The following is a 10,110-nucleotide window of genomic DNA, read 5'->3' on the forward strand; positions in this document are numbered from 1 at the left end:
ACAAATTGCAGCTTGAAAAATGCAAAAATGGGAAACAAAATTATTATTTTTTTGTCTTGATTTTTCAGTCCAGTATCACTAATTAGTTATCGCAGGCAACCTCCTAGCCCCAAATTTTCCTGAATTGACTATATCTAAAATCTCAAATCTTGCCTATAAGATAGGAAATGATTTTGAAAAAGAGATTGTCATGAGCAAGGGATAGCACAACTTCTATAGTAATCAATATTATAATGATCCATTCAAGTCTAGTAGAGTGTTTACAGTTTAAGTCATTTGACAAAATATTGTAAAGTTCATGAATCATATTTAGTCGATTATTAAGAATATTCTGACGAATTTGAATATCTTGGAACTCTGCAGTCATTAAGTATAAAGGTTCGTAACTAGGACGACGCCAAAAGAATTCAGGAGTATCCAGTATATCGCTGTGTAAATTAATTGAATATCGTTCGTTAAATAATATCCCAATTTGTTGAGATATTTCTTTTTTGGAAAGTGATACACTACCTGTACTGGCTAGTTCTTGTTGAATTGGGGTGGTTTTTACAATTAGATTACTTACCGATTTTTCTAGTACACTAAGCTTAACTGACTGAGCTAAAGCATGCGAGATAGATAATTTTATAAAAGTTGATTTATCGGCAAGAATGATTTGGTTTTTTTCTTCATCGATAAATGTTTTACCAGTAGCTTCATCATAATCAAAATAAATAAAGTCGGAAACTAGCTCGTCATTTTGATTAGTTTTAAGAGCTGCTATTTCTGCAAGGAGCATTTTTTCTTGGCTTTCTTCAGCTCCCCATATAGTAACGCAACCGAAAGGGAAAAAGAAAACATCGATAGGATTTAAATTTTCCCCTTGTTCTTTTTGAATATATAGTACATCATCGAAATATTTAGGTTCAAGACCGATTTTATTGAGGTTTATTACTAAATCGTTCATTTTGTATTCAGAAGTAGTACAGTAGGAAGTGCATCTCATATAATAAATAATTTATGGCAAACAATTGTTGCTTCATTATGCTATAGTAGTTATAAAAGTTACAAAGTCAATTAAAATGTAATAGTTGGTAGTTATGTATGAAATATTAACAAATAGATCAATCATTGAAGTTTCTGGTGATGATGCGATGAATTTTTTGCATAATTTGATCACTAATGATATAAAAAATAACGATTATTGTTATAGCTATGCTCTAACTAACCAAGGGAGATATTTGTTTGATTTTTTTGTATTGAAATTATCGGCAACGAGGTTTTTTATTGATATAAATATTAATCAGTCTGATTTATTTAAAAATCACTTAGTGCATTACAAGTTACGTGCTAAAATTGAAGTGAATGACTTAACTAACGCCTATCAGGTTATTTACTCAAAGCAGCAATTGCCACTTAATAGCCACCAAGACCCTCGTTATAACCAACTTGCTTTTCGTTCAATTATTAATAAAGATGATTTTTTAACAACCACCAGAATAGAAGGCTTATATCAGCAGGATAAATATAATTTTGCCATAGTTGATGGCTATGATGATTTAATTGCCAATAGGTCTATTCCCATCGAATATGGGGCTGAGGAGTTAAATGCTATAAGTTACAGTAAGGGTTGTTATATTGGGCAGGAAGTTGTTTCCAGAACAAAATACCAAGGAGTTGTAAGAAAAAAAATATTTAAATTATCCATTAACATAGATTCCGGTAATACTGGTAGTTTAGATATCGTGAAAGGCGATGAAATTATCGCCAATAATACAAGAATTGGCGTAGTATGTTCAGCTTATCAGAACATGGCAATAGCTTTAATTAGGGTGGATGATTATTATTCATTAGCAGATACAGTTATTACTGTAAGAAACTTACCAGTTTCTTTGGCTGCTCCACCTTGGCGTTATAGCTAAGCCGATTAGCTATATATTCAAATGATTTGAGTATAATTGTGTCTATACTGGGGTTAAGCCTAATTTTGCATAACCACCACATATTTTTACAATGTTCTCTAACTCTTCTAATGCTGTACTACTTGCATCTGCTATTTTCTCTTTTTGATACGCTAATGCATATGTAGCATAATGTAGTGCTACTAATTCAGCTGCTAAAGTAGCATTTTTCTCGGCAAGTTCGTGTAATAATTCTCTTTCTTTAGCTAGCAAGTTAGTTAATGATTGCAATTTAGCAGTTGTCTGCTCAAGAGCATTAATATCCTTGGACAATTCATCTTCAAGCTCTTCAATGGTTGGTAAGGATGTTTTAATATTTTCTGGCAAGCTTTCAGCCAACTTATATTCAGCAAGCCCAATCGGCTTAGTCATGTCTCGCAGTGCATATTCAGCCTTGATTTGTTCTCCTTTATCTTTACAAAGAATTAAGCCTATAGATGGATTATCTCCCGGCTGCTTTAATAAATCGTCAACAGCTGATAAATAGAAATTCAATTGTCCTACATCACGAGGAGAAAATTTACCTGTCTTGAGTTCAATAATAATAAAGGCTCTGAGTTGCAAATGATAGAACAACAGATCAACATAATAGTCTTCATTTCCTATTGACAATTTATATTGTCGTCCTACAAAGGAAAAGCCTGCTCCAAGTTCAAGAAGAAATTTCTCCATGTGAGAAACTAATGCCCTTTCAACTTCTCTCTCATGAGCTTCATCGCCTATGCTGAGGAAGTCAAAAATATATGGATCTTTTAGAGTATAATGGGCTAAATCTGACTGCGGGGATGGTAGTTTATCTTTAAAATTTGTTATAGCTTGATTTTGACGTTTATGTAGAGCTAATTCAATTTGCATAACCATTACATTTCTTGACCAACCATATGCAATGGCGTGTTTAATATAAAACAAACGAGTTTCTTTATCTGCAATCTTATCCAAAAGAGTTAGATTATGATACCATGTTAATTGTGCAAGCACCTCTTGCACAAATGCAGGATCAGGATATTCTTTAGCAAATTGTTGCATATATTTCAGATTTCGAGTGCTAAATCCTTTCATTTCAGGAAAAGCAGATACTAAATCACGGCTAAGTTTGTCAATTATCTTAGCACCCCAACCATGTTGCTCTTGACGAGTTAAAATTTCGCTACCAATATGGTGGTATAAAATTATCAGCTCTTTATTAACAGATCGGGCTGCTTGATAACGACTTATAGATACACGGGCTTTTAACTGTTCTAAAAACTCTTTATATTCTGTAGTGATAATATTTTTATCCATAGTGCTTCTATTAATTTATTGATATCCTAACTTATTACTATAGCTAATTTTATTGTATTCCTCTAATCATTTATAAAAATTTGCTCTAGACAAATTGGGAGAGTTATAGTAGCAATACAAAATATCAGGAAGGTACAAGATGAGTAAGATTATATTTTTAAATGGATGTGGTTCTGCCGGTAAAACATCTATCGCAAGATCAATACAACATTTAAGTAAGGATTCTTGGCTTACTTTTGGTGTAGATAGTTTTATCAATATGATGCCATGCTCATATAATGATAAAGTATCTACTGAATATTTTACCTTTGTGTCAGGAACAAATGATCGGGGGGCAACTATGCGGGTTGAGAGTGGAGAAAAAGGTGAGCAACTTTTTGGTGTAATGCCAGATTTTGCCAATCTGCTTGCAAGCCGAGGAAATAATATTATTATTGATGAAGTATTATTTGATGACTCCGGTCTCAAATCTTACATAAAAACCTTGAGTAGCTATATTGTCTATTTTGTTGGAGTTTTCTGTGATCTTTCAGTGATGCAGGAGCGGGAAATTCTACGCTGTGATGCGATAGGTTTATCGAATGATCAAATAGACAGAGTTCACGCAAGTAGCTTGCGTGAATATGATTTAACAGTTGATACTACCTCAAAAACAGCCTTTGCAAATGCCAAACAAATACTGGAATTTGTTGATAACAATCCTGCTCCTAAAGGTTTTATTACTATGCGTAAAATGGTATATAGCACAACTATAGTCAATTGATGGGAAGTTGGTGACGTCGTCACCATAGTACCCTACAATTTTTATTCTATAAGTATTAAACAGCATAAAAACGTCATTGCGAGAAGGCGTGAGCCTTACAACTGTTGAAAGTTAGAAGGTAAAGCAGGTTTTAGATAGGTTTTCTGTCATTGAGAGACCACTCAAGTAGGTCGTGGCAATCCACTTTTGATTACTTTTGTGGATTGCTTCGTTGACCTACGGTCTTTCTCGCAATGACGTTGACCACATATGACTTTAAACTACCTGGTCTAAAACTGCTTCCTCTTCCAACTTTCAACAGTTGTGGTCTAGATTCCGCACCGAAGCGGGTATGACAACAGATTCACTCGTCCATATATGACTTATGGATTGCTCCTATATCTTAAATATCGACTAGTTCCTGATAGGTTACTTCCAAAACCTCATAAGATTTTGAACCTTTAGGAGTTGTAACTTCCACTATATCTCCAACCCCTTTACCAATGAGAGCCTTAGCGATTGGCGATACGATCGATACTCTCTTTTTAGTTATATCTGCTTCGTATTCTCCAACGATATGGTACACAACTACTTCCTCTGTTTCGTCATCGATCAACTTAACTGTAGCACCAAATTTTATGCTGTCACCTGAGAGTTTTGATGTGTCAATAATTTCAGCTCTTGCTACTTTATCTTCAAGATCTAAAATTCGACCTTCAATAAAACTTTGTTTGTCCCGTGCTGCATGCCATTCCGCGTTTTCAGATAAATCCCCAAAATCTCTAGCTGTTGCTATAGCCTCAATTACTTTTGGTCTTTCTATATGCTTAAGGTGTTTGATTTCTTTCTCTAAGCTATCGAACCCTTTATGTGTAATAGGAAATTTCGTCATAATAATATGTCTTGTCTAAGTTAAGTTTTCTAGTATATTTGTTGTGTTAAACTTTGTCAAACAGCCCTTTTAGATTATCATGCAAACTAAAATATTTAAATTTGAGATACAACGCAAAACCTTCCATTTATACAGCTTGATTATACCACTATTTTATTTATTTTCATCTAAATTAATTATTACTACACTATTATTTTTACTTACTGCCTGTGTATTATATGTAGATATTGCCAGGAACTACAATTTATATATTAAAAAATTCACAGATAGATTTCTTAGAAAGTTTATGAGACCCGAGGAACAGAGCGGTTTATTCAGGTTAAGTGGTAGTAGTTTTATGGCAATTGGATTTTTTTTGACAGCTCTTTTATTTTCAAAAGGTTTAGCGATTTCGTCTTGGTTGATATTGATAATAGCTGATTGTCTTGCGGCATTAGTTGGTACTAAAATAGGTAAGCCTCTAGAAAATGGTAAGTCACTGGAAGGTTCTATTGCTTTTCTAATTTCTGCAATTTTTATTAGCATGTTGGTGTATTTTTTCATCGGTTATCATACTAGTTTTACTGTTATCATAATTAGTTCTGTAGTTACTACTATTGGTGAATTTTATGCAAAAGATTTATTGATCAACGATAATTTATTAATACCTCTTACTTACTGCTTTTCTACGATTATATTCACCTTTATTTTAGGTTTATGAGAATTCCATTAGAATTTTATGAACTTCTTAGAACCCGGATTAATTTATCAGATATTGTTCGGCAAAAAGTAGTTTTAACTAAAAAATCTGGGAATTACTTGGGTCTATGTCCTTTTCATGTTGAAAAATCTCCATCATTTACTGTGAATGACGCCAAGAGGTTCTATTACTGTTTTGGCTGCACTGTTCATGGAGATGTTATAAAATTTGTTGCTAGCCTTAACGGTTTATCTTACAAAGAAGCAGCTATTAAACTTGCCAATGATTATGGCATTGAATTGCCTAAATTAACCGTAGAGCAACAAAAATTGCATGAAGAATCTGATGAACTACTTGATATCTTAGGGATCGCAGAAAGGTTTTTTACCTCACAATTGTCACAAGAAGTATGTAATTATTTACGTGACCGCGGTATTAGTAAAGAGGCAATTAAGGAATTTTCTATTGGTTTTGCTCCTCCGGCTAAGGAATTGCAGAAATTTTTTGAAAAAAAATCAATATCTTTGAAAAAACTTCAAAAAGCAGGCTTAGTGGGCAAGGGAAATGATGGTACAATGTATGAGATATTTTATAACCGGATAATTTTTCCGATTAGGAATATTTATAACAAGGTAATTGGGTTCGGAGGACGAGTAATTGGTAATGGATTGCCTAAATATTTAAATTCTCCGGAAACCATATTATTTCAGAAAAATGAAACATTATATGGAGAGAATAATGCGATTAGTGTTGCTTATAAGAAAAACCATTCAATCTTGGTTGAGGGGTACTTAGATGTTATTGCCTTGCATCAGGCTGGTTTTAAAGAGACAGTAGCAAGTCTTGGTACTGCGGTTACAGAGAATCATTTGCAGAAATTATGGCGTGCCGGAGATGAAATAGCACTTTGTTTAGATGGTGATATGGCGGGGATAAAAGCTACTCAGCGAGTAATTAACCTAGTATTGCCGTTGATAAATGGTAATAAGAAAATTTCCTTTGTGATGTTACCTGGCGGCAGTGATCCTAATGATATTATCAATAAAGATGGGGCAGGGGGCTTTGCCAAAATTTTTGATAAAAGGATTAATCTATCCGAAATGATTTGGCGTTCCGAATATGAAGGTAAGAGTTTTGTAACCCCGGAAGATAAAGCTATTTTGGAAAAGAATCTTGAAGATTATTGTAAGCAAATAAAAGATAGGACTCTTAGCCATAATTACTATAGATATTTTAAAGAGCAAATATGGCAAAATTTAATTAAACGTCAAAGTAAGGGAGGGGTAAGAAATTCAAATGTAATATTTTCAGCTCCTGACTATTCGGAAATTGAGATGTTAGAACAAGTTTTTTGTATGATGTTAGTAAAGTTTCCAGAGATAGTTAACAAGCAAGAAATAAAGGATTTTTTATTAACGTTAAATTTTCAAAACAAAATGCTTGAAGATTTTCGTGATTGGTATTTTGCAGAGATTATTAGCAATGATGTGTTAGATCATGAGAATATTATTGATTTGGCAGAAAAAGCTGGATTTTATGAGACTTTTTCGCTATTGTCAAAATCTAATAATCTATTTCTAGATTTATCATTTAACAAGAATGATATAGATTCTGACTTGCTTTGGCAATGGTTGCATAAGAAACATCACCTAGTACTATTAAAACAAGAATATAGTTCCATTATTCAAAATGGAACGGATGAAGAATTGAAAAAAGCTATGCTATACCGAGAAGAAATTATGAGGGTCTCTAAAGAACTTTATAATCTAAACGAATCTTTTACTAATTGACTTAAGGTTTATAAATTATGACAGAAGTGAAAAAGAATATAGATGAAAAAGGCGAAGCAGTTGATAACTTAGTTAAATCAGCCAAAGCAAAAGGTAAGGCAGTTACTTATTGTGATATAAATAAAGTTATTCCAATCACTAATAATATATCAGTAAATGATCTAGAAAAGGTAATATCAAAGTTTTCTGAGGCTGGAGTTGATATTATAGAAGGCGATGAAGATGAGATTAAACTTGATATTAATGTAGATGAAGAATTTAAACTATCTAATAATGTTGATAGTGAGCCTGAGGATGACAGTGAAGAAGAAAATATAGGCTCAACCGATGATCCAGTAAGATTATATTTACGAGATATGGGTGGAGTAGGACTCTTTTCTCGTGAGGCTGAAATAGAAGTAGCTCAAGATATTGAGGAAGGCAAAGAGATAATGGTTAAATCACTTTGTGAAAATCCAATATCGATGAAATTCTTTATTAAATGGCATGAGGATTTAGCTAATGAAAAAATCTTACTTCGAGATTTGATTGATTTAGAAGCTAATATGGTTCACGAATATTGTGGTAATTCTGAAGAAAATCATAATAACGATCTGGAATCAGACCATGAAGAGCATGAAGAAGCTAGTAATTTATCAATAGCTACTATTGAATTACAGTTATTACCTGCTGTTGTCAAGCGTATGGAAAAAATTGCTAAACTTTCTGAAGAGTTGTTAGTTGAAGCAAAAAAACATTATGCACGTTATCCTCAACCTAAGGGGTTGCAAGATAACAAAAAATATGCCAAGAATTTACAATTAATAATTGTTGAAATTTCTGCTATCCATTTTCACTCTAAAAGAACGGAGGAAATTCTTAATAGAATATATAGTCTGAATAAAGAATTAGTGCATAAAGAAGGAAATTTTCTTAAATTAGCTGAAAAATATGGCGTAACTCGTCAATCTTTCCTAAGTGAATATATGGGAGCAGTAATTGATGAGAATTGGAAAAGGCAAATGCAAAAAAATAAAAATGCTAATTGGAGGAACTTCCTTGCTAAAGAATCTGATGTCACGGATCAAATGATTAGCGAATTAAGAAGCATGGAAGTGATTAGCGGTTTGCCAATTATTGAATTTAAAAAATTAGTGCATACCATACAAAAAGGTGAAAGACAGGTTCTTCGGGCAAAAAAGGCTATGATAGAAGCTAATCTTCGTCTAGTTATCTCGATTGCTAAAAAATATGCAAATCGTGGATTGCAGTTTTTAGATTTAATTCAGGAAGGAAATATTGGGTTAATGAAGGCAGTTGATAAATTTGAGTATCGTCGAGGGTATAAATTTTCTACTTATGCTACTTGGTGGATTAGACAAGCTATTACTAGAGCTATTGCTGATCAAGCTAGAACCATACGTATTCCTGTGCATATGATTGAGACCATTAATAAAATTATCCGTACTTCTAGGCAGATGTTGAATGAGTTAGGTTATGAACCAACTCCAGCAGAAATTGCCGCTCGCCTTTCTATGCCAGTTGATAAAGTACGTAAAGTGATGAAGATAGCTAAAGAACCAATTAGCTTGGAAAATCCAGTAGGCGATGATGATGGTAGCTATTTGGGAGACTTTATTGAAGATAAAAATGCTATATTACCACTTGATGCGGCAATTCAATCGAACTTACGGGAGGTCACAACTAGAGTATTAGCAACCCTTACTCCTCGTGAAGAAAGAGTTCTAAGAATGAGATTTGGTATAGGGATGAATACTGATCATACATTGGAAGAAGTAGGGCAGCAATTCAACGTTACTAGGGAACGTATTAGACAAATAGAGTCCAAAGCACTACGTAAATTGAAACATCCAACTAGATCTAAAAAACTTAGTAGCTTTCGTGGTGGTTCTAGAAAGCAAAATAATTCTTCTGAATCTGCTTTTGGTGGATAATTTGCATAGGATTTTTGATAATTTGTATTTATTATAATCAAATATAAATTAATAAATTATTATTTGTTTACTTTTTGATTGAGATACCTTAATATTTAAATATAGTCAATTCATGGGAATTGGGTAGCATGAACGATGAGGACGCCTATGAGTAATAGGCGAGCATTGAGCGAAGGCTTCAACAATTTCTCATCAATTGACATATATCAATTTTTACAAATAAAGTGTTATATATGGTAAACTTACAGACCAAACTTAACTCATTAATGATTCAAAAAAATATTAATGCTGTAGAAATAGAAAAGAAAACTGGAATAAGTAGAAATACTGTTTATAGCATTTTGTATGGTAGCTCAAAAAATCCTAGTGCTAGTAATTTGCAATTAATTGCCAAAGCCTTAGATGTTAATTTGGAAGCTCTTATTGTTGACAGTGAAATAAACCTTGAGGTGCTAACTGTTGAGCAGATGAAAATCTTTAGCAAGGCTACTAGTATAACAATTAATATGTTAATTGAAAAAAATTTAAACTTTTCATTTACTAATCTTACAGCTCTAATAAAAGAAATATATGAATATGCTCTGAAAAAACAGTCTGTTGATAGTACATTTGTAGATTGGATGATTGAGAAATATCACAAACCTTAATTTTATCCGATCAGCATACCTATTAGTATTTATGAATTTCGTTCAGCAGGAAAGTGATTACACTGTCTTTCTTGAAGGACATCGAGCATATAGAAGGAAGTAGTTGATATGCAAAAATATTAGACCCGACAAATGATAGTCTATTTAAGAAAATCTTTAGTGATCTGGAGAGGCTAAAAGAATTTCTTAATAGTATTCTTGATTT

General features: G+C 32.9%; 8 protein-coding genes and 1 pseudogene. 6 read left to right on the forward strand and 3 right to left on the reverse strand.

What is annotated here, in order from left to right; all coding sequences use genetic code 11:
* Positions 1–142: 142 nt before the first annotated feature.
* Entirely contained in the window at positions 143–946 is an 804-nt protein-coding gene (locus RiCNE_RS04035) for an RMD1 family protein (protein ID WP_094649333.1), read from the reverse strand.
* Positions 947–1,079: 133 nt separating this feature from the next.
* Here RiCNE_RS04035 and ygfZ point away from each other — a divergent pair, with 133 nt between their 5' ends.
* On the forward strand, positions 1,080–1,901 hold the full coding sequence (ygfZ, locus tag RiCNE_RS04040; RefSeq protein ID WP_094649334.1) for a CAF17-like 4Fe-4S cluster assembly/insertion protein YgfZ: 822 nt from the start codon (positions 1,080–1,082) through the stop codon (positions 1,899–1,901).
* A 303-nt stretch (positions 1,902–2,204) separates the two neighbouring features.
* On the opposite strand, the pseudogene RiCNE_RS04045 reads toward ygfZ, so the two are convergent.
* Positions 2,205–3,221 (reverse strand): annotated as a pseudogene (locus tag RiCNE_RS04045) (PDDEXK nuclease domain-containing protein); the annotation flags it as partial.
* A 139-nt stretch (positions 3,222–3,360) separates the two neighbouring features.
* On the opposite strand from RiCNE_RS04045, the gene RiCNE_RS04050 reads away from it, so the two are divergent.
* Entirely contained in the window at positions 3,361–3,984 is a 624-nt protein-coding gene (locus tag RiCNE_RS04050) for a chloramphenicol phosphotransferase CPT family protein (protein WP_094649336.1), read from the forward strand.
* A 382-nt stretch (positions 3,985–4,366) separates the two neighbouring features.
* Here the strand turns inward: RiCNE_RS04050 and greA are convergent, their stop codons facing one another.
* A complete protein-coding gene (greA, locus tag RiCNE_RS04055; RefSeq protein WP_094649337.1) occupies positions 4,367–4,858 on the reverse strand; it encodes a transcription elongation factor GreA in 492 nt (163 codons plus the stop codon).
* Between the two features lie 76 nt (positions 4,859–4,934).
* Between greA and RiCNE_RS04060 the strand changes: the two genes are divergently transcribed.
* The 4 genes from RiCNE_RS04060 (at position 4,935) to RiCNE_RS04075 (ending at position 9,905) form a co-directional block, all read left to right on the forward strand.
* On the forward strand, positions 4,935–5,555 hold the full coding sequence (locus tag RiCNE_RS04060; protein WP_094649338.1) for a diacylglycerol/polyprenol kinase family protein: 621 nt from the start codon (positions 4,935–4,937) through the stop codon (positions 5,553–5,555).
* The gene (dnaG, locus tag RiCNE_RS04065; RefSeq protein ID WP_094649339.1) at positions 5,552–7,324 is read left to right on the forward strand and encodes a DNA primase; all 1,773 of its coding nucleotides are present in this window, start codon (positions 5,552–5,554) and stop codon (positions 7,322–7,324) included. Before RiCNE_RS04060 ends, dnaG begins: the two co-directional genes overlap by 4 nt.
* Before the next feature lie 17 nt (positions 7,325–7,341).
* Positions 7,342–9,258 carry an RNA polymerase sigma factor RpoD gene (rpoD, locus tag RiCNE_RS04070; RefSeq protein WP_094649340.1) on the forward strand — a complete coding sequence of 639 codons (1,917 nt, stop codon included), beginning with the start codon at positions 7,342–7,344 and terminating at the stop codon, positions 9,256–9,258.
* A gap of 233 nt (positions 9,259–9,491) precedes the next feature.
* The gene (locus RiCNE_RS04075) at positions 9,492–9,905 is read left to right on the forward strand and encodes a helix-turn-helix domain-containing protein (RefSeq protein WP_094649341.1); all 414 of its coding nucleotides are present in this window, start codon (positions 9,492–9,494) and stop codon (positions 9,903–9,905) included.
* The last annotated feature ends 205 nt before the right edge of the window (positions 9,906–10,110 follow it).

It is taken from the genome of Rickettsia endosymbiont of Culicoides newsteadi, assembly GCF_002259525.1.
Classification (GTDB): domain Bacteria; phylum Pseudomonadota; class Alphaproteobacteria; order Rickettsiales; family Rickettsiaceae; genus Tisiphia.

Excerpts from the sequence above, each read along its gene's own strand:
- rpoD (WP_094649340.1), top strand. The coding sequence starts at position 7,342 with ATGACAGAAGTGAAAAAGAATATAGATGAAAAAGGCGAAGCAGTTGAT.
- RiCNE_RS04060 (WP_094649338.1), top strand. The coding sequence starts at position 4,935 with ATGCAAACTAAAATATTTAAATTTGAGATACAACGCAAAACCTTCCAT.
- dnaG (WP_094649339.1), top strand. The coding sequence starts at position 5,552 with ATGAGAATTCCATTAGAATTTTATGAACTTCTTAGAACCCGGATTAAT.
- RiCNE_RS04035 (WP_094649333.1), bottom strand. The coding sequence starts at position 946 with ATGAACGATTTAGTAATAAACCTCAATAAAATCGGTCTTGAACCTAAA.
- RiCNE_RS04050 (WP_094649336.1), top strand. The coding sequence starts at position 3,361 with ATGAGTAAGATTATATTTTTAAATGGATGTGGTTCTGCCGGTAAAACA.
- ygfZ (WP_094649334.1), top strand. The coding sequence starts at position 1,080 with ATGTATGAAATATTAACAAATAGATCAATCATTGAAGTTTCTGGTGAT.
- RiCNE_RS04075 (WP_094649341.1), top strand. The coding sequence starts at position 9,492 with ATGGTAAACTTACAGACCAAACTTAACTCATTAATGATTCAAAAAAAT.